The organism is Paraburkholderia sp. SARCC-3016 (assembly GCF_031119615.1).
Classification (GTDB): Bacteria; Pseudomonadota; Gammaproteobacteria; order Burkholderiales; family Burkholderiaceae; genus Paraburkholderia.
The window spans coordinates 1-18,008 of sequence record NZ_JAVHZD010000063.1; the positions used below are offsets into that span (position 1 = coordinate 1).

At 62.1% G+C, this 18,008-nt stretch carries 23 protein-coding genes; 21 read left to right on the top strand and 2 right to left on the bottom strand.

The features are described 5' to 3' along the window. On the bottom strand, positions 1-804 hold an 804-nt coding region (locus QYH69_RS34800), incomplete at its 3' end, for an aldolase/citrate lyase family protein (protein ID WP_308836195.1). Between the two features lie 111 nt (positions 805-915). Continuing rightward, positions 916-1,896 (bottom strand): malate dehydrogenase, encoded by a 981-nt coding sequence (locus QYH69_RS34805; protein ID WP_075159133.1) that lies wholly within the window; start codon positions 1,894-1,896, stop codon positions 916-918. Positions 1,897-2,427: 531 nt separating this feature from the next. On the opposite strand from QYH69_RS34805, the gene QYH69_RS34810 reads away from it, so the two are divergent. The 21 genes from QYH69_RS34810 (at position 2,428) to QYH69_RS34910 (ending at position 17,590) form a co-directional block, all read left to right on the top strand. After that, a complete protein-coding gene (locus QYH69_RS34810) occupies positions 2,428-3,228 on the top strand; it encodes a GntR family transcriptional regulator (protein ID WP_075159132.1) in 801 nt (266 codons plus the stop codon). A 176-nt stretch (positions 3,229-3,404) separates the two neighbouring features. Further along, a complete protein-coding gene (gene sdhC / locus QYH69_RS34815) occupies positions 3,405-3,821 on the top strand; it encodes a succinate dehydrogenase, cytochrome b556 subunit (RefSeq protein WP_308836196.1) in 417 nt (138 codons plus the stop codon). 4 nt (positions 3,822-3,825) lie between these two features. Then, positions 3,826-4,194, top strand: coding sequence for a succinate dehydrogenase, hydrophobic membrane anchor protein (gene sdhD / locus QYH69_RS34820; RefSeq protein WP_075159130.1), 369 nt, complete (start codon positions 3,826-3,828; stop codon positions 4,192-4,194). 4 nt (positions 4,195-4,198) lie between these two features. After that, positions 4,199-5,974: a succinate dehydrogenase flavoprotein subunit gene (sdhA, locus tag QYH69_RS34825; protein ID WP_308836197.1), complete on the top strand. Its 1,776-nt coding sequence runs from the start codon at positions 4,199-4,201 to the stop codon at positions 5,972-5,974. A 44-nt stretch (positions 5,975-6,018) separates the two neighbouring features. Beyond that, positions 6,019-6,720: a succinate dehydrogenase iron-sulfur subunit gene (locus QYH69_RS34830; protein WP_075159128.1), complete on the top strand. Its 702-nt coding sequence runs from the start codon at positions 6,019-6,021 to the stop codon at positions 6,718-6,720. An 85-nt stretch (positions 6,721-6,805) separates the two neighbouring features. Next, entirely contained in the window at positions 6,806-7,078 is a 273-nt protein-coding gene (locus QYH69_RS34835; protein WP_075159127.1) for a succinate dehydrogenase assembly factor 2, read from the top strand. A 125-nt stretch (positions 7,079-7,203) separates the two neighbouring features. Continuing rightward, complete coding sequence (gene gltA, locus QYH69_RS34840) at positions 7,204-8,505, top strand: citrate synthase (RefSeq protein WP_308836198.1); 1,302 nt, start codon at positions 7,204-7,206, stop codon at positions 8,503-8,505. 323 nt (positions 8,506-8,828) lie between these two features. Further along, a complete protein-coding gene (locus QYH69_RS34845) occupies positions 8,829-9,506 on the top strand; it encodes a Crp/Fnr family transcriptional regulator (protein WP_308836199.1) in 678 nt (225 codons plus the stop codon). A 144-nt stretch (positions 9,507-9,650) separates the two neighbouring features. Beyond that, positions 9,651-10,208 (top strand): RNA polymerase sigma factor, encoded by a 558-nt coding sequence (locus tag QYH69_RS34850; protein WP_308836200.1) that lies wholly within the window; start codon positions 9,651-9,653, stop codon positions 10,206-10,208. A 110-nt stretch (positions 10,209-10,318) separates the two neighbouring features. After that, complete coding sequence (locus QYH69_RS34855) at positions 10,319-10,552, top strand: RebB family R body protein (RefSeq protein WP_075159123.1); 234 nt, start codon at positions 10,319-10,321, stop codon at positions 10,550-10,552. Positions 10,553-10,578: 26 nt separating this feature from the next. Beyond that, entirely contained in the window at positions 10,579-11,310 is a 732-nt protein-coding gene (locus QYH69_RS34860) for a hypothetical protein (protein ID WP_308836201.1), read from the top strand. A 48-nt stretch (positions 11,311-11,358) separates the two neighbouring features. Further along, positions 11,359-12,774: a patatin-like phospholipase family protein gene (locus QYH69_RS34865; RefSeq protein WP_308836202.1), complete on the top strand. Its 1,416-nt coding sequence runs from the start codon at positions 11,359-11,361 to the stop codon at positions 12,772-12,774. 54 nt (positions 12,775-12,828) lie between these two features. Then, complete coding sequence (locus QYH69_RS34870; RefSeq protein ID WP_308836203.1) at positions 12,829-13,296, top strand: hypothetical protein; 468 nt, start codon at positions 12,829-12,831, stop codon at positions 13,294-13,296. Positions 13,297-13,304: 8 nt separating this feature from the next. Continuing rightward, the gene (locus QYH69_RS34875; protein WP_308836204.1) at positions 13,305-14,366 is read left to right on the top strand and encodes a poly(3-hydroxybutyrate) depolymerase; all 1,062 of its coding nucleotides are present in this window, start codon (positions 13,305-13,307) and stop codon (positions 14,364-14,366) included. Between the two features lie 63 nt (positions 14,367-14,429). Further along, entirely contained in the window at positions 14,430-14,996 is a 567-nt protein-coding gene (locus tag QYH69_RS34880) for a hypothetical protein (RefSeq protein WP_308836205.1), read from the top strand. A gap of 23 nt (positions 14,997-15,019) precedes the next feature. Further along, a complete protein-coding gene (locus tag QYH69_RS34885; RefSeq protein ID WP_308836206.1) occupies positions 15,020-15,460 on the top strand; it encodes a lysozyme in 441 nt (146 codons plus the stop codon). A gap of 110 nt (positions 15,461-15,570) precedes the next feature. After that, a complete protein-coding gene (locus tag QYH69_RS34890) occupies positions 15,571-15,771 on the top strand; it encodes a hypothetical protein (RefSeq protein WP_075159118.1) in 201 nt (66 codons plus the stop codon). Further along, the gene (locus QYH69_RS34895) at positions 15,764-16,468 is read left to right on the top strand and encodes a hypothetical protein (RefSeq protein WP_308836207.1); all 705 of its coding nucleotides are present in this window, start codon (positions 15,764-15,766) and stop codon (positions 16,466-16,468) included. Before QYH69_RS34890 ends, QYH69_RS34895 begins: the two co-directional genes overlap by 8 nt. A gap of 75 nt (positions 16,469-16,543) precedes the next feature. Then, positions 16,544-16,867 (top strand): RebB family R body protein, encoded by a 324-nt coding sequence (locus QYH69_RS34900; RefSeq protein WP_308836208.1) that lies wholly within the window; start codon positions 16,544-16,546, stop codon positions 16,865-16,867. A gap of 28 nt (positions 16,868-16,895) precedes the next feature. Further along, complete coding sequence (locus QYH69_RS34905; protein WP_075159115.1) at positions 16,896-17,222, top strand: RebB family R body protein; 327 nt, start codon at positions 16,896-16,898, stop codon at positions 17,220-17,222. A gap of 41 nt (positions 17,223-17,263) precedes the next feature. Next, positions 17,264-17,590, top strand: a complete 327-nt coding sequence (locus QYH69_RS34910) for a RebB family R body protein (protein WP_075159114.1) — start codon at positions 17,264-17,266, stop codon at positions 17,588-17,590. The last annotated feature ends 418 nt before the right edge of the window (positions 17,591-18,008 follow it).

The window sequence follows — 18,008 nt, forward strand, 5'->3', positions numbered from 1 at the left end:
ACCGCTTGGCCTCCGACTTGTGAGCCAAGGAGTTGGTAGAATGTTTTGTCTTCCTAAGACCGCTTGGCCTCCGACTTTGCGTGCCCGCGCGGCATCGTTGGCGACGACACGCATATCGCGTACTTCGGTCGAGACGTTATGCGACGGCACCTTTCCATGCGCATGGCACGCCGCGGCGATTTCGAGCTTTGCGCGCCGTACGAGCGGATGATCGAACTGCCCCGGCGAGCGCATCGCGGTATCGGGAATCGCGCCGTCGTGCGCCGAGACGAAGTCCATCAGGCCGAAGCTCAGCGCTTCTACGCCCGGCAGTGCGGCGAGGTCGAACGCGCGCGCGAGCGCGCCATGCGTTTCGACGAGCAGTTGCACAGGCACGGGCTGTGCGATGCCGAGTTCGCGGCGCGTTGCGTCGATGAATGCGCACATTTCGGCGGCATCGGGCACGCTGCGGATTTTCGGCAGCGTGATATACGCGGGCGCACGCTTCGCGGCGCGCAAGATCAGACGCACGTCGTCGCGCCAATGCGAATGATCGAAATCGTGGATACGCACGCCGACACGATGGAAGCGATCGTGCTCGCTACCGAGCAGCGACGCGACGAGTTCCGCGTGCTCGGCTTCGCGCCCGACCTGCGCGCCGTCTTCGCAATCGAGCGTGACGTCGAATACCGGACCGAGCTCCTGTTGCAGCGCAAGCGACTTGAGCATCAGCTTCTCGCTGCCGGCGTAGTGGTCGCAGGCAGGCAGGACGGTGGGCGGCGCTTCGCCGTCAAACAGCACTTCGGCGGGGGTGGGGGCGCGCATTATCGACGTCAAAAGCGTGTTTGAAGATCGTGGATTCTGGCTGGATAGGTGTAAAAAACCGGAACCCGCCGCCGCACAGCAACGAGGTTCCGGTTATTTCGCATCGGATGCTTACAGCAGGTGCTTGACGCCGTCGCGCTCTTCGAGCAGCTCGTTGAGCGTACCGTCCATCTTCTCGCGCGAGAATGCGTCGATTTCGAGGCCCGTGACGCGCTTGTACTCGCCGTTTTCGCAAGTAACGGGCACACCGTAAATGATGTCTTCGGGGATGCCATACGAGCCGTCCGACGGAATGCCCATCGTCACCCACTTGCCATTCGTGCCGAGCACCCAGTCACGCACGTGATCGATCGCCGCATTGGCCGCCGATGCCGCCGACGAAAGTCCGCGCGCTTCGATGATCGCAGCGCCGCGCTTGCCGACCGTCGGGATGAACACGTTGCGGTTCCATTCGTCGTCGTTGATCAGCTTCGTCAACGATTGGCCTTCGGCCGTCGCGACGCGGAAGTCGGGATACATCGTCGGCGAGTGGTTGCCCCACACGGCGAGCTTTTCGATCGACGCGACCGGCTTGCCCGACTTCGCCGCCAGTTGCGACAGCGCGCGGTTGTGGTCCAGACGCAGCATCGCCGTGAAGTTCTTCTTCGGCAGATCCGGGGCCGACTTCATCGCGATATACGCGTTCGTGTTGGCCGGGTTGCCGACCACGAGCACCTTCACGTCGCGGCTCGCGACATCGTTGAGCGCCTTGCCTTGCACCGTGAAGATCTCGGCGTTGGCCGACAGCAGGTCCTTTCGCTCCATGCCCTTCGAACGCGGGCGCGCGCCGACCAGCAGCGCGACGTCGGCGTCCTTGAACGCAACCTTGGGGTCGTCGGTGACGACGACACCCGCGAGCAGCGGGAACGCGCAGTCTTCGAGCTCCATCACGACGCCTTTGACGGCGGCTTGCGCTTGCGGCAGGTCAAGCAGCTGCAGGATCACCGGCTGGTCCTTGCCGAGCATGTCGCCATTGGCGATGCGAAATAGCAGGGAGTAACCGATTTGACCTGCGGCGCCAGTGACGGCAACGCGCTTTGCGGGCTTAGCCATTGAGAAATCTCCAGGACGGTGCGTTAGTGCGTTAGTGCATTGATTAGTGCATCAGACGCTTTGAGAAAACGCCATTTTATATGCGCGTTAGCCGAAACGTCGCAAACTCGATGAACTCTTTGCGCAGGGGCATGCATGACGGCACGTGTGGCTCGCTGCGCCCTGCGCAATCCTGCAATAGCGCATTTCGGCGAGCGTCGATGTGGCCGCATGAAGTGGGGTGCATGAGCCTGAAATCGCGCGCGACGGCGCCGTTCAGGCCTTCTGAAGCCATTCGTGAGGCGGACGGCAGGCGAATCGAAAGCTGGACTGAGGGGGCACAGCATGCTCAGGAACGGTGTTCCCGGCTACGCGTTCCGCTTGCATTCCGCCGCTGCCGCGCAACCTGAAAATGACCCGCAAACCCTTGCTCGACAAGGAGTGTAGGAGCCGGCCGACACAAAGTCAACAGTATCTTATGTCTTATATAAGACATAAGTATTGCCCTGAAACTGGTGGACGGCGGCGGACCCTTTATGATGAAATGCGCGAATGAATTCGAACCAGGCGAGCTCCGCGAATCCGATCGGCCCGGCGGGCACAGGCGAAGGCCTGCCTGCTTCGGCAACGTCTTCGTCGCCTACGTTCAGCCCGCTTTACCAGCAGATCAAGGGGCTCATCACTCAGAGCCTCGAGTCCGGCGAATGGAAGCCTGGCGAAATCATCCCCAGCGAAGTCGAACTGGCCGCGCGCTACAAGGTGAGCCAGGGCACGGTGCGCAAGGCGATCGACGAGCTTGCCGCCGACAATCTCCTTGTGCGGCGCCAGGGCAAGGGCACGTTTGTTGCAACGCACAACGAAGACCGCGCACAGTTTCGCTTCCTGAGATTACTCGCCGATGACGGCGTCGAGCATCCGCACATCAGCAAGCTGCTCGAATGCCGGCGTTTGCGCGCATCGGCGGAAATCGCGCGGCAGCTCGATCTGAAACCGTCGGACCCGGTCGTACTGATCAAGCGTTTGCTGCAGTTCGATGGCGAAGATACCGTGCTCGACGAAATCTGGTTGCCGGGCGGCGTGTTTCGCGGGCTCACGCTCGAGCGCCTGTCCGAGTACAAGGGACCGCTCTATGCAATGTTCGAAACGGAGTTCGGCACGCGGATGATCCGCGCAACGGAGAAGATTCGCGCAGTGGCGGCGGACCCGACGGTCGCCGATCTGCTGCATGTGCCGCCGGGTTTTCCGCTGTTGTCGGTCGAGCGCGTGTCATACACGTATGGCGACCGGCCCGTTGAGGTGCGGCGCGGTTGGTATGTCACAACCGGCTATTACTATCAGAACGACCTCAGTTGATGCAAGCGGTGAAATGGGTCTGGCTTGCGGACGTGTATTCGATACGTTCTCGCATCGGCTGCAAAGCGTCTTTGTTTCCGCCGATATAAAGCAGTCTTGAGCAGATGTTCGCTGCAGCGCGGAATGAAAAAGCGCTAAAATCGCGGATTAGTGTGACTACATAGTAGGGGTCTAGCATGTCTGAAGCGGTAAAAAAACCGAGGCCGGAATTCCGGAACATCGGTATCGGGCAGATTCTAACGGCGTACCGTCTCCCGCTAGCGGGGCGCGTGTCGATTCTGCATCGTGTGAGCGGTGCACTGCTCTTCATCTTCCTTCCGTTCCTGCTGTACCTCTTCGATCAGAGTCTCACTTCCGAACTCAGCTTCGAAGTCTTCAAGGCCTTTCTCTCCAACATCATCGTCAAGCTGATCACGCTCGTTCTTGCGTGGGCTTTCCTGTTTCACTTCTGCGCCGGTATCCGTCATCTGTTGATGGACACCAACCACAATGCGGTGTCGAAGGAAAAAGGCAAGAGCACGTCGGTCGTCGTGCTGGTCGTGTCGTCGGTGCTGACCATCGCGTTCGCGCTGAAACTGTTCGGAGCCTTCTAAGAAAATGTCCTCCAATAACCGAATCGGTTCGAAGCGCCTTGTCGTCGGCGCGCACTACGGTCTGCGCGACTGGCTCGCGCAACGCATCACCGCCACGATCATGGCGATCTACACGGTGATCCTGCTCGTCTGGTTCTTCGCCGCTCACGCATTCTCGTACGACGGCTGGGCCTCGATCTTCGCTACTCAATGGATGAAGCTCGCGACGTTTGTCACGCTGCTGTCATTGTTCTATCACGCATGGGTCGGCATTCGCGACATCTGGATGGACTACATCAAGCCCGTCGGCACGCGGCTCGTCCTTCAGGCGCTGACGATCGTCTGGCTGCTCGCGTGTGCGGGCTACGCCGCGCAGATTCTCTGGAGAGTGTAAAAGAATGGCTGCAATCAAAAATTCTCTGCCGCGTCGCCGTTTCGACGTGGTGATCGTCGGCGCGGGCGGCTCGGGAATGCGCGCGTCGCTGCAACTGGCGCGCGCGGGTCTGTCGGTATGCGTGCTGTCGAAGGTGTTCCCCACGCGTTCGCACACGGTCGCCGCGCAAGGCGGCATCGGCGCGTCGCTCGGCAACATGAGCGAAGACAACTGGCACTATCACTTCTACGACACGATCAAGGGTTCGGACTGGCTCGGCGACCAGGACGCGATCGAGTTCATGTGCCGCGAAGCGCCGAACGCCGTATACGAACTCGAGCACTTCGGCATGCCGTTCGACCGTAATGCGGACGGCACGATCTATCAGCGCCCGTTCGGCGGCCACACCGCGAACTACGGTGAAAAGCCGGTGCAGCGCGCGTGCGCGGCGGCTGACCGTACCGGTCACGCGCTGCTGCATACGCTGTACCAGCAGAACGTCGCGGCGAAGACGCAGTTCTTCGTCGAGTGGATGGCGCTCGATCTGATCCGCGATGCGGACGGCGATGTGCTCGGCGTGACCGCGCTCGAGATGGAAACGGGCGATGTCTACATCCTCGAAGGCAAGACCACGCTGTTCGCCACGGGCGGCGCGGGGCGCATCTTCGCGGCGTCGACGAACGCGTTCATCAACACCGGCGACGGCCTCGGCATGGCTGCGCGCTCGGGCATCGCGCTGCAGGACATGGAGTTCTGGCAGTTCCACCCCACCGGCGTGGCCGGCGCGGGCGTGCTGATCACCGAAGGCGTGCGCGGCGAAGGCGGCATTCTGCGCAACGCGAACGGCGAGCGTTTCATGGAGCGCTACGCGCCGACGCTGAAAGACCTCGCGCCGCGCGACTTCGTTTCGCGTTCGATGGACCAGGAAATCAAGGAAGGCCGCGGCGTCGGTCCGAACAAGGACCACGTGCTGCTCGACCTGTCGCACATCGGCGCCGAGACGATCATGAAGCGTCTGCCGTCGATCCGCGAAATCGCGCTGAAATTCGCGAACGTCGACTGCATCAAGGAACCGATTCCGGTCGTGCCGACCATTCACTATCAGATGGGCGGTATTCCGACGAACATGCACGGCCAGGTGGTCGGCACGTCGCGCGATCATGAAGAGCCGGTCAACGGCTTCTACGCGGTCGGCGAATGCTCGTGCGTATCGGTGCACGGCGCGAACCGCCTCGGCACGAATTCGCTGCTCGACCTCGTGGTATTCGGCCGCGCGGCCGGCAACCACATCATCAAGCACGCGAGCGAGATGAAAGAGCACAAGCCACTGCCTGCGGACGCGGCGGATCGTGCGCTCGAGCGCCTCGCGAAGCTCGACGCTTCGTCGTCGGGCGAGTACACGCAAGCGATCGCGAACGACATCCGCTCGACGATGCAAGCGCACGCGGGCGTGTTCCGCACGTCGAAGCTGCTCGCCGAGGGCGTCGCAAAGATCGACGAGTTGAAGGAACGCGTCGCCCACGTGCACATGAAGGACAAGTCGAAGGTGTTCAACACCGCGCGCGTCGAAGCGCTCGAACTGGCGAACCTGATCGAAGCGGCGCGCGCCACGATGGTGTCGGCCGACGCGCGCAAGGAAAGCCGCGGCGCGCACGCACAGAGCGACTTTGAACATCGCGACGACGAGAACTGGCTGCGCCATACGCTGTGGTTCAGCGAAGGCGATCGCCTCGACTACAAGCCGGTGCATATGAAGCCGCTGACGGTCGAATCGGTGCCGCCTAAGGCACGTACTTTCTAGGCACGTACCTTTCAAGGCATAGCCAAAGTCAAAGGACCCACAATATGGCCAAGCGTACTTTCGAAATCTACCGCTACGATCCGGACACGGATGCCGCGCCGCGCATGCAGAGCTACGAGCTCGAAATCGAGCACGAGCGCATGTTGCTCGACGCACTCGTCAAGCTTAAAGCCCTCGATGAAACGCTGTCGTTCCGCCGTTCATGCCGCGAAGGCGTGTGCGGTTCGGATGCGATGAACATCAACGGCAAGAACGGCCTCGCGTGCCTGACGAACCTGAACGAACTGCCGCAGAAGATCGTGCTGCGTCCGCTGCCGGGCCTGCCGGTCGTGCGCGACCTGATCGTCGATATGACGCAGTTCTTCAACCAGTACCATTCGATCAAGCCTTACCTGATCAACGAAACGCCGCCGCCCGAGAAAGAGCGCCTGCAGTCGCCTGAAGAGCGCGACGAGCTCGACGGCCTCTACGAGTGCATTCTGTGCGCGAGCTGCTCGACGTCGTGCCCGAGCTTCTGGTGGAATCCCGATAAGTTCGTCGGTCCGGCGGGCCTGCTGCAAGCCTATCGCTTCATTGCGGACAGCCGCGACGAGGCAACCGGCGAACGTCTCGACAATCTGGAAGATCCGTACCGTCTGTTCCGTTGCCATACGATCATGAACTGCGTCGACGTGTGCCCGAAGGGGCTCAATCCGACGAAGGCGATCGGTAAGATCAAGGAATTGATGGTGCGTCGCACTGTCTGAGATGAATAACCCCCACGCTCCCTATCGGCCGCGGCCCCGCGAGGGGGCCGTGAGTACGCCTGGGAGCGGCCCTGCGCGTACTGATATGGACGAATCATCGCATCAGTCCGACCCTCTTCGCCGCGCGCGCTTACGCTGGCGCGCACGGCGCGGCCTGCTGGAAAACGATCTGATCTTCGAACGTTTTTTCAGCCGATATGAGCGTGACCTCAGTGATGCGGACGTAGGCGCACTGACGCGCCTGCTCGAACTGAGCGATAACGACCTGATGGACTTGCTGCTCGCCCGCAAGGAACCAGAAGGCGACCTGGCCGACCCGGACGTCAGACGGGTCCTCGACATGTTGCGTACGGCTTAGCCCCGATCGAGCGCCGGCGTTCACTCTCCGGCGCTGGGATCCCCGGCTCAACCGTACCGCGAGCATGGCCGAGAAGGCGTGCAATTATCGAAACCCTGTTTCCACCTTTCGATTGAGGATGTGCTATGACCCCGTCAGATGTTAAAGCCACGCTATCGTTCAGCGACAACTCGCCGAGCGTCGAAATGCCGATCTACAAGGGCACGATGGGCCCGGATGTAATCGACATCCGCAAACTGTACGGTCAGACCGGCAAGTTCACGTATGACCCGGGCTTCATGTCGACGGCATCGTGCAACTCGGCGATCACCTACATCGATGGGGACAAGGGTGAGCTGCTGTATCGCGGTTTCCCGATCGACAACCTCGCGCAGAATGCGGACTTCCTCGAGACCTGTTTCCTGCTGCTGAAGGGCGAACTGCCGAATGCGAAGGAGAAGGAAGAGTTCGTGAAGACTGTCACGAATCACACGATGGTGCACGAGCAGATGCAGTTCTTCTTCCGCGGTTTCCGTCGCGACGCGCACCCGATGGCGATTCTCGTGGCGGCAGTCGGCGCGCTGTCCGCGTTCTATCACGACTCGCTCGACATCAACAATCCGCGTCACCGCGAAGTGTCGGCGATCCGCATGATCGCGAAGCTGCCGACGCTCGTCGCGATGGCGTACAAGTACAGCATCGGCCAGCCGTTCGTCTATCCGCAGAACAACCTGTCGTATAGCGCAAACTTCATGCGGATGATGTTCTCGAATCCGTGCGAAGAGTACCAGGTCAACGACGTGCTCGTGCGCGCGCTCGACCGCATCCTGATCCTGCACGCGGATCACGAGCAGAACGCGTCGACGTCGACGGTGCGCCTCGCCGGTTCGTCGGGCGCGAACCCGTTTGCATGCATCGCGGCCGGTATCGCCTGCCTGTGGGGCCCGGCGCACGGCGGCGCGAACGAAGCGGCGCTGAACATGCTCGAAGAAATCGGCACGGTGGACAACATCCCCGAATTCATCAAGCAGGTGAAGGACAAGAACTCGGGCGTGAAGCTGATGGGCTTCGGTCACCGCGTGTACAAGAACTACGACCCGCGCGCGAAGCTGATGCGCGAGACGTGCCACGAAGTGCTCGAGGAACTGGGTCTGCACGACGACCCGCTGTTCAAGCTCGCGATGGCGCTCGAGAAGATCGCGCTCGAAGACGAATACTTCGTGTCGCGCAAGCTGTACCCGAACGTCGACTTCTATTCGGGCATCGTGCAGCGCGCGCTTGGCATTCCGACGTCGATGTTCACCTGCATCTTCGCGATGGCACGCACGGTGGGCTGGATTGCGCAGTGGAACGAAATGATTGCGGATCCGGAACAGAAGATCGGCCGTCCGCGTCAGTTGTTCATCGGCGATACGCCGCGCGAAGCGAAGCCGATCGCAAAGCGCTGAATCAGCCGCGCGTGACTGGAGTGGCGCGCGGCCTGGGCCGCGCGTGCGCCAGATGCACGACAGGAAGACGCCTCAACGGTTAATGCCGTTGAGGCGTTTTTCATTGGATCGAAGATCCATCAGCACGGCCATGCGTGTTGCATATGACCGCCGTCGTCGAGACGCAAGATGGGCACAACGTCTACGGCGGCGGCGCGTGAACAGCTTCGACGCAAAAACTATCTACCCAGACAGGGTGAAGGCCTCTCACGCTTCACATTTGTCTGACGCAAACGTTTCCGCTAGTCAGTTGCACCGCCAAACAACGACAACGCAGAGACGTCATGTCAACCGTCACCTATGCCGAAGCGCTCCGGTCCACTCCGTTGCTTCAGGGACTGCCGGACAAACTCATCCTGCATATCGAAGATCACGTCGCGCCGTGGCCGGCTTGCCGTAACCGCCTGCTGTTCTTCAAGGGCGATCCCGAGGATTTCATCGCTTTCGTCCACCGTGGCCACATCTATCACACCCTGCACGAGCCGGGCGGGCGGGAAATCATCCTCGATTACACGCTCGCGGGCGGCATCGTCGGAGAGAGCGCATTGCTGCATCCGCGCCGGCGCAGCTTCAACGCGCAGTTGAGCGCGGATTGCCAGGTGTCGCTGCTGCGCGCCCGGCACTTTGCCGAACTGCAGGCCGATGCGGTCTTCATGCAACGTATCCATCAGCAGCTATGCAGCCGGCTGCAGCAACTGAGCGACTTCGTCGAGTCGGCATGCCTTTACCGGCTCGAAGCGCGAGTCGCGCGGCACCTGCTCACGCGCATGGAAGGTGCCGATCAGCCCGAAGTCCGGTTACCTGGTAACCAGAGCATCTTGGCCGCCATGCTTAATGTAAGCAGGCCGCGGCTCAATTCGCTGCTGCAACGATGGCAGCGCGAAGGCCTGATTCGGCCGCAGGCCCATATGCTGCGCATCGATAACCCCGAGCGTTTGCGCCATATCGCCGCCGCGCAATGACGCCCGCAAGGCGCGCCGTCGCACCAGCGCAAGCGTGACGGCGCGCCGTGTCGATCCCGTCCCACCGGCGCTGTTACGCGGGCAACTGCTTTCCTCATATCATTCGCCGGATTCTGCTGCTTCCACACGTACGGGAGAAGCAGAATGGCCATCACGACTGACCGGGGGGATCGAACCAGTTCCCCCGCCGCGAACCAGTTCGACGACACCTGGAGGGAAATGCACGGCAAGTTGAGGCGCCGCGCGCGCCTGCTGTGCAAGGGCGACCCCTACAAGGCCGACGATCTGTTGTCCGATACGGCGCTCAAGGTTCATCTCTACATGCTGCGCTCGCCCGAGCGTGTCAAGAATCTCGCGGGGTTTTTCTTCCTCGTGCTGAACCACGCGTTTCTCGATCACACGCGTCGCTGCGGACGCGAGGACCGCGTGATCGAACACGGTGGCGAATGGGAAGACGACTTCATCGCCGCCGTGCCCGATCATGCGCCGCCCGCGGAGCAGCAACTCGCGCTCAAGCAGCAACTCATCCGCATGGAGCGCGCGGTTGCCACGCTCACGCCGCAACAACGCGCGCTCTTTGCGCTGAAGTTCGAGGAAGACCTGCCTTATCCGCACATCGCCGCCGTGCTCGGCATCAGCGAAACGCTCGCGCGCAAGCGCGTCGAACTGCTGCGCAAGAAGTTGCGCAAGAAGCTCGATTGAGCCGCTTCACAAACGCGCGAGCCGCGCGTCCGTAATCACCGAGCACCAGCGCGGCGGGGCCATCCCGGCTCCGCTTTTATCAACCCCTATGCCGTACCGAAGGAGTCGTCATGGCGGACAACACTGCTGTCAACGGCCAGATCACCGATGCCGTCACCCAGACCAACGTCAAAGTCGTCGCGGAGGCGCCGGCGCAGGCGATCGCGTCGTTGTACCAGTTCGCCAGCCACTCGGCCGGACTCTCGCTGCAAAACGCCGTGCATAGCCAGCAGGCGTTGAACCAGATTTCGAGTGCCGTGATTTCGAAGGCCGTGACGATGATCATGTCCGTCGGCGAAAAGTGACGCCGCGCGCCGAGGAGACATGAACCATGAGCCTAAAGGACTTCTTCACCGGCAAGCAGCCCGCGGCAAGCGACGGTTCGGGCGGTGCGCCAGCGGGCGGGACGGCGCCGGGCGGCGCAGGTGCGGCAGCGCCCGACGCCGGTGCAGCCCCGGATGCGAGCGCTAGTGCGGCGGACGCGGCGCCCGTTGCCGCCGTTGCCGCCGGCGCCACCGCTGACACCTCAGCCGCCCCCGCTGCCAATGGCGCTACCAGCGGCACTAACACGGCCGCCCAAACCCCGCCGCAACCACCGTCGAGCCCGCTCTCCGGTTTCACGGGGCAGATGCAATCCGCACCGCCCGCCGGCGGCACCGATGCGCTCAACAGCCAGATCGTGCAATCGGTGCAGATGAGCAACAGCGAAACGGCCGCCTATGCGAGCAGCCAGATCGCCGTCGCACCGAACATGATGATCACGCAGGCGAGCGGCCTCGTCGCGCAGTCCGCCGCGAACTACTTCGACGGCGCGAGCAAGCTTGCGCTCGCCAGCAAGGGCGTGCTGCTCAAGAACATGACCGAGAAGCTCGTCGCCGAGGACATCAAGGGCGCGGCCGAAGACGCGCTCGGCGTGCTGATCACGGACCTGCTCGTCGGCACGGCTGCAGCGGTCGCGGCGGCGGCCGGCGCCATCGAAGGCGAAGCCGCGCATTTCGCATTGGACAAGATCGACCAGAGCCTGAACAAGTACCAGGCGCTGCTGGACAAGCGCCGCGGCTGACGCTGCCAGTGCACCAGACCCATCGAATCACATCGACAGGAGAAACCCATGCTGGATCTTCATTCCCTCGTATTGGGCGGCGGCGGAGCCAAAGGGCTCGTCTATCCGAAGGCGCTCCGCAAGCTGGACAACGACAGACACATCGACCTCAAGGCCGTACCGCATGTTGCCGGTTCGAGCGCGGGCGCATTGACGGGTTTTATCCTCGCACTGGGCGGGACGCCCTATGCACTCGAGCGGCTTTCGCCGGCCATTTCGGAAGCCTTGCCGTTCGCGACGAAGCAGTATGCGAACAAAGGCGAAGCGAGGATCGGACTGAGCAGGGCGACGACGTTCAGGGAGCATCGAAAGGACAGTCTCGACGGCTCGTCCATTCCCTCGGTGCTGCTGATCTGGGCCGAGACCGCGCTGCTGCAAATCCTCAAGCAGATCGCGGAGAGACAGATCGATGCGGACGGCAATGCTTATATCGCCATCGACTCGGACCGCTATTTCCTGAACGAGCTTCACGAGCGCAACACAGGTTACTTCTGGGATTACGACATCGATCCGACCGGGCCGCATATCGCGGCGCTGACCGCCGCGCTTGCGACCGGGCTGCGGGAACTGAGGCGCTTCGGTTGCTATCTGGTCGGCACGCACCACAGGATCGTCTCTCTGATGGCGCAAGCCGGCATCGATGCCGGCTGGAAGCATCTGACGGTCACCGTCACGCGGCTCTATCATGGGCAAGCCAATACGAAACAACTGGCCGAAGAGTTTGGCTCTCTGAATTATGTTTCGTCGAAGCTTCAGGAAGGCGGTTGGTATTCCGAACAAAGTGCAATTCACAAGGCATTTGTTCGGCACGAGGGCACTTGCCTGATAGCTGCGGCTCAGGCGAGCGGCGCATTCCCTCTGCTGTTCCAGTCGATGCCGCTCGGTGCGTCGCCGTCGATACGCGACTTCCTCTATACCGATGGCGGTTGCATGAGCAACATGCCGGTGGAAGCGCCGATCTTCGTCGACAGCGTCGGCTCGACGCCATCCGGCGACTTCAACATCCTCGCGCTCGGGCTTAACGACGGCGACGAGGCGAATAGCCTGCCAGCGGCCTCGACGATGTGGGCCGTGCAGAGACTCATGCTGCCGTCGAACCACAAGACCATTGTCGTGCCGGAAGAATCTTCGTTCTTCGCCAAGGCCAAGCGGGAGATTTGCAAGACCCCGGCGGCCGAACAGACGGAGCATGGCTGGCTTTTCAAATTCGGTATGGAACCGGGTGCGAACTACCGCATTTTCTATATCAGCAAGCAGCCTGCCGCGCCGATTTCGTTGACGTCGGAGTTTCCCGTCGGCGAATCAAATCGAAGCGTCGACGACTCCATCAACGACTATGCGCGAACGGTTTGCGACAACCTCGCGCAACTGCTCGGACAACCTGCGCCGCCTCGCGACGGTCTGTTGTCATGGGCAGGTCTGTAGCCGCCGCAACACCTCGTCGCATTGACCGCACGTTATCGGGACGAACCGTTCGCCATGCCCTTGCCCGCACAGGACCCTCGGCCCGACGACGCGCCGCAAACGCGGACGCCGGCCGCGCTGCCACCGATGAGCAGAAGCCCGATCCATCTGTTGTCCGCGCTCGTCACCGTCTCCGTGGACAAGCTTTGGGAAACGATGCTGCTCGACATGGTGAAGACGATGCCGCTGCAGGACAAGGAGCGCTTCCTCCTGTACGTCGGCCTGCTGTTATTGATTGCGACCATGCTCAGCATCACGCTTACGCAGTACATGGTCGATAACGACACGCTGGGCGTCGCTTTCGCCAAAGGGCTGGCGCTCGGTGTGCTCGCCGGGTTGCCGTACTCGTTCAGTTCGACCGAGATGGGGCTGTTCTTTATCGGCTGGTCCGGCATCAACGAGTTGCAGAAACAGCAAAAGGAAGCGCGGCAGAAGCAGCAGGATCATGAGCAAGGACCGCAACGTTCCACTACTACTTCATAGGACCCATCATGCGATCGATATCCGCTTTGTCTCGAGGGCTCGCCGCAATTCTGCTGGCCGCCTCAACCGCCGGCGCGGTCTGCGCCGCCGACGCACCACCGTTGCCGGCACTGGCCGCCGACCCCGCGCAAACGACGGTATCGGGCCTCTCGTCGGGCGCATTCATGTCCGCGCAGTTCAGCGTCGCGTATTCCGCGAGCGTCGCGGGTGCGGGCATCGTCGCCGGCGGCCCGTTCTATTGCGCGGGGCTCGGCCGGTTGAACGGCCCCGAACGCTTTCTGAACACGGCGGTTACGCTGTGCATGACGCCGGCGGGTCCCGGCCCGTCGGGAGCCGAGGCCTTCAGGGTGGCCCAGCGATTCGCCGCCGAAGGCGCGATCGACCCGGTGCAAAACATCAAGCGGCAGCGGCTCTATATTTTCACGGGCGCGTCGGACAGCATCGTGTTGCCGAAGGTCGTGAAGCAGACCGAAGCGTTCTATCTGAGCGCCGGCGTGCCGAGACAGCAGATCCAGTACATCGACACGATCAATGCGGGCCACGCGATGATCACCGCGAACCGCCAGGATCTCGCATGTGCGGCCAATGCCCCGCCCAATCTGAACAACTGCGGCTTCGTGCAATCGCAAGACATCCTGCGCCAGATGTACGGCAATCTGAACGCGCCGGTTGCGAAGCCCGGCGGCGACCTCGCGGACTTCGATCAAACCGGGTTCACGAAAGACGGCTACACGGGTTTGTCCAGCGTCGGGCACGTCTACATTCCGGCGGCGTGCCGCGCCGAAAGCTGTCGCGTGCATGTCGTGTTCCACGGCTGCACGCAGGAAGACAGCCGTATCAACGACCGTTTCTACAGGACGACCGGTTACAACGAACTCGCGGACAGCAATCGCATCATCGTGCTGTATCCGCAGATCCGTACCGACCCTGCGCGCAATCCGTTGGGCTGCTGGGACTTCTGGGGCTACACGAGCAAAGACCCGGTTCATCCCGACTTCTATAAGAAGAGCGCGCCGCAGATGGCGGCTGTCGATGCGATGGTGAAGCGCCTCACGAGTCCGCGCCGATAAGAAGCGCGCGCAGGCCGCTTTCGCGAAAGACCAGACAATAGGACCAACAGAAAAGGACCAACGATGAACACACCGAACCTGGCAACCGGCCCCGGCAGCGACAGCAACGGCTCGCCGGACTGGGTCTCGCTCGCCGGCAGGCTCGCGCTCGCTCGCGTTCCTTCGGCCGCGGACTGGAAGGACGCGCTCAGGGCCAGCCTCGCGAGCGGCGACAACTTCAGCGAGCGCATGCAGGAAGCGTCGCGACAATGGTCGTCCGCGTGGCAGCTGCACACCGATTTCGCGGGCTTTATCGAGTATTGGCGTCAATGCGGCGAGACCGCGCAGGAGTTGAGCAGGCGGTTCCTCGACTGGCAGATGCAGTCGGCGGCGCAGTGGCAGCAACAGGTCTTTGCACTGCTGCCGCAAATGCTGAAGACGCGCGGGCAAGGCGACATGGCGCTCGTGTCCGGCGCGGCGCAGCAGGCAGCGCGAAAGCAGTGGGACGATCAGACGGACGCGCTGTCGCAATGGGCGAGCGGCATCTCGCCGGCGTTTCTGCAATGCCTGCAGCAGTGGCTTGCCGCGAGCCCCGCGACAAGCGGCCCGTCGCGCGCATCCGGCGATACGACGCCTGGGAATCCGGAATAAACGACTCGATGAGGAGAAGCGTCATGAAAACGAATCAGGCCGGCTTCAATCTGATCAGGCAATTCGAAGGCTTGCGCCTTATCGCTTACAAGGATGTGGTGGGGGTGCTGACGATCGGATACGGCCATACAGGTGCGGATGTGAAGCCCGGGCTCGTGATTACACAGGCCCAGGCCGACCAGTTGCTTGGCGACGATCTCAGTCGATTCGAAAGCGGTGTCGACAGGCTCGTGACGGCGCCGGTCAACGGCAATCAATACTCGGCGCTCGTCAGTTTCAGCTATAACCTGGGCCTCGGCAGCCTGCAAAACTCGACGCTGTTGCGGCTCCTCAACGAGGGCGACTACCACGGCGCCGCTCAGCAGTTTACGCGCTGGGACATGGCCGGCGGGCAGCATCTGCCTGGCCTGCTCAAACGCAGGCAGGCGGAGCAGTCGCTCTTCGAGACGCCGATGTACAGCTGACCTTCACAACAGTCCTGCCTGCGACGTTCTTGCAAACAGCCCGGCCGCAATTTCGGCCGGGCTGTTTTCGCATCTTTCACCGCTCTGCTTCCTTCTCAGGAGAACACGCCATGCAAGACGATCTGAAACAGCTGCACGACGCCGCGTCGAAGCTGCTCGGCAGCCATCTGAGCACGTGGGCCCAGTCGCTGATGCACGCGCCGGCCGGCCACGACGACAACGCATTCCTCGGCGAGCTGCATGCGCTGCTGTCGGTCCGCAGCGCGCTCTCGCCTTTCATCGGCAACGAGCGGGACGCGAGCCATGGCTGACGACGCGCTGAATCCCGCGCTGCGCCAGATCGCCGAGCAATACCTGAACCGTCCGCTCGAAGCCCAGGAGGAAGCGCAGTTGCTGAAGTTGCAGCAAGGCTTCCAGGGCTGCTCGCCGGCCGGCGGTGCACGGAACGTCGTCGACGATGCGCGGCGCCAGGCGCAGCTCGCGATGACGCAGGGGCAAGCGCAGGCCACGTCCGGTATGCGCGGCATTCTCGAATCGATCCAGGCCAGTTCGACGCAGGCACTCGAGGTTCAGGAGAAGGAGGAACAGGCCATCGTCCAGTTGCTCGAGAGCTGCAAGACGCTGTCCGACTTGCGCCCCGCGAGCCTGAATCCGGGCCTTTCAGGCTTGCAGCCCGGCAACCAGCTGGCGCTGACCCAGATCGCCGGGCACCTCGCGAACCTCGCGAAGCAGGAAGTGGAGAACTGCTTCAACCAGCAGTTTGGACCCCTGATCACGCAACTGAGGGAACTGATCCAGCGCCTGAACGACGAGGACGCAGCGAAGGTTGCGGAAGATGCCGTGCGAGCCGCCGCGCAGTTCACCGCACCCGTGCAGGAAGCTACGCCCGCGCAGGCAGTCGCACCGGCACAAGCCGCTACGCCCGCGCAAGCCACGCCCGCCGCGCCGGCCACATCCGCGCAAGCGCCCGATGTTCACGACGCGAGCGGACAGGCGTCCATGCAGTAGCACAGCGGGACGCCGCCACACATCGACATCGGCCTGCCGCGTGCGCCCACTCTTCAACCAGCAAAGGAGCAAACCATGTCTTTCCCGACTTCTGTCAACGATCAGATCACCGACGCTGTTACGCAATCGAACGTCAAGGTGCTCGGCGAGTCGCCGGCCATGGCGATCGGTTCGCTGTACCAGACGATGGCCCATTCGACGGGCATCCTGTTCGAAAACGCCGTGTCGTCCCAACAGCAGCAGAACACGCTGACGCAGGCCGCTTCGAACATGGGCGTGATGCAGATCTACAGCATGGACACGATGGCCGGCGCCGCGGGCACCGAGAAGGTCTCGCAGGGGGGCGTCGCCGACAATCTGACGAGCCTGCTCACGGTCCTGCAGTCGTTCCGCCGCTGATTTCCGGTTACGACACGGGAGCTGAACAATGGCCTACAACACCTATGTCAATAGCCAGATCACCGACGCCGTCACGCAAGCCAACGTCAATGTACTGGCGCAGTCGCCGGCCGTGGCGCTCAGTTCGCTGTTCCAGACGATGGCGCATTCGTCGGGTGTTCTGTTCGAAAACGCAGTGTCGGCTCAACAGCAGCAGAACACGCTGTCGCAAGCCGCTGCGAATATGGGCGTAATGCAGATCTACAGCGTGGATACGATGGCCGATGCCGCGAGCACCGAGAAGGTCAGCCAGGCCGGAGTATCGGACAACCTGACCAGCATGCTCACGACGCTGCAAGCGTTCCGCAACCCCTGACGCGCCGCACGCGCTAAACGCTTAGCCTTAGGAGATACACGATGACTTTTCCAACGTCCGTCAACAACCAGATTACCGACGCCGTCACGCAATCGAACGTGAAGGTGCTCGGCGAAGCCCCGGCGATGGCGATGGGCTCGATCTATCAGACGATGGCGCATTCCACCGGCATTCTGTTCCAGAATGCGGTGTCGGCGCAGCAGCAGCAAAACACGCTTGCGCAGGCTGCGGCCAATCAGGGCGTGATGCAGATCTACAGCATGAATACGATGGCGGGCGCCGCCGCCACCGAAAAGGTTTCGCAGGCCGGCATCGCCGACAATCTGACGAGCCTGCTCACCGTGTTGCAAAGCTTCCGGAACCCCTGAGCACTGGGCTTTTCTTCGCCACGTCGCCGAACCTCGATCGCGAGGGGCAGCGACATCGGCGACATAACGGCCCCTTTACCCTGCATGCGCGTCGCGCGGCAGGGTCTTTTTATATCGTCCGCATTCGAGGTTGCCGCGCAAGGCTTAAGGGGTGCTTGTGATACAGGTATCGTCACTACCAGCCAAGCTGCTGTTTACTATTGGTTTTTTCGGGTTTTGTACGCAGGCGATGCGGACTGCGTGGCATAATTCCCGGACAGCATTGCAATGTAGTCACAACTACCCCGCATACCATGGCACAGACTCTGTACGACAAATTGTGGAACACGCATGTGGTCCATACCGAAGACGACGGCACGACGCTTCTTTATATCGACCGTCATCTGCTGCATGAGGTCACGAGCCCGCAGGCGTTCGA

Coding starts and splice junctions, on each gene's coding strand:
- QYH69_RS34805 (WP_075159133.1), bottom strand. CDS start 1,896: ATGGCTAAGCCCGCAAAGCGCGTTGCCGTCACTGGCGCCGCAGGTCAA.
- QYH69_RS34810 (WP_075159132.1), top strand. CDS start 2,428: ATGAATTCGAACCAGGCGAGCTCCGCGAATCCGATCGGCCCGGCGGGC.
- sdhC (WP_308836196.1), top strand. CDS start 3,405: ATGTCTGAAGCGGTAAAAAAACCGAGGCCGGAATTCCGGAACATCGGT.
- sdhD (WP_075159130.1), top strand. CDS start 3,826: ATGTCCTCCAATAACCGAATCGGTTCGAAGCGCCTTGTCGTCGGCGCG.
- sdhA (WP_308836197.1), top strand. CDS start 4,199: ATGGCTGCAATCAAAAATTCTCTGCCGCGTCGCCGTTTCGACGTGGTG.
- QYH69_RS34830 (WP_075159128.1), top strand. CDS start 6,019: ATGGCCAAGCGTACTTTCGAAATCTACCGCTACGATCCGGACACGGAT.
- QYH69_RS34835 (WP_075159127.1), top strand. CDS start 6,806: ATGGACGAATCATCGCATCAGTCCGACCCTCTTCGCCGCGCGCGCTTA.
- gltA (WP_308836198.1), top strand. CDS start 7,204: ATGACCCCGTCAGATGTTAAAGCCACGCTATCGTTCAGCGACAACTCG.
- QYH69_RS34845 (WP_308836199.1), top strand. CDS start 8,829: ATGTCAACCGTCACCTATGCCGAAGCGCTCCGGTCCACTCCGTTGCTT.
- QYH69_RS34850 (WP_308836200.1), top strand. CDS start 9,651: ATGGCCATCACGACTGACCGGGGGGATCGAACCAGTTCCCCCGCCGCG.
- QYH69_RS34855 (WP_075159123.1), top strand. CDS start 10,319: ATGGCGGACAACACTGCTGTCAACGGCCAGATCACCGATGCCGTCACC.
- QYH69_RS34860 (WP_308836201.1), top strand. CDS start 10,579: ATGAGCCTAAAGGACTTCTTCACCGGCAAGCAGCCCGCGGCAAGCGAC.
- QYH69_RS34865 (WP_308836202.1), top strand. CDS start 11,359: ATGCTGGATCTTCATTCCCTCGTATTGGGCGGCGGCGGAGCCAAAGGG.
- QYH69_RS34870 (WP_308836203.1), top strand. CDS start 12,829: ATGCCCTTGCCCGCACAGGACCCTCGGCCCGACGACGCGCCGCAAACG.
- QYH69_RS34875 (WP_308836204.1), top strand. CDS start 13,305: ATGCGATCGATATCCGCTTTGTCTCGAGGGCTCGCCGCAATTCTGCTG.
- QYH69_RS34880 (WP_308836205.1), top strand. CDS start 14,430: ATGAACACACCGAACCTGGCAACCGGCCCCGGCAGCGACAGCAACGGC.
- QYH69_RS34885 (WP_308836206.1), top strand. CDS start 15,020: ATGAAAACGAATCAGGCCGGCTTCAATCTGATCAGGCAATTCGAAGGC.
- QYH69_RS34890 (WP_075159118.1), top strand. CDS start 15,571: ATGCAAGACGATCTGAAACAGCTGCACGACGCCGCGTCGAAGCTGCTC.
- QYH69_RS34895 (WP_308836207.1), top strand. CDS start 15,764: ATGGCTGACGACGCGCTGAATCCCGCGCTGCGCCAGATCGCCGAGCAA.
- QYH69_RS34900 (WP_308836208.1), top strand. CDS start 16,544: ATGTCTTTCCCGACTTCTGTCAACGATCAGATCACCGACGCTGTTACG.
- QYH69_RS34905 (WP_075159115.1), top strand. CDS start 16,896: ATGGCCTACAACACCTATGTCAATAGCCAGATCACCGACGCCGTCACG.
- QYH69_RS34910 (WP_075159114.1), top strand. CDS start 17,264: ATGACTTTTCCAACGTCCGTCAACAACCAGATTACCGACGCCGTCACG.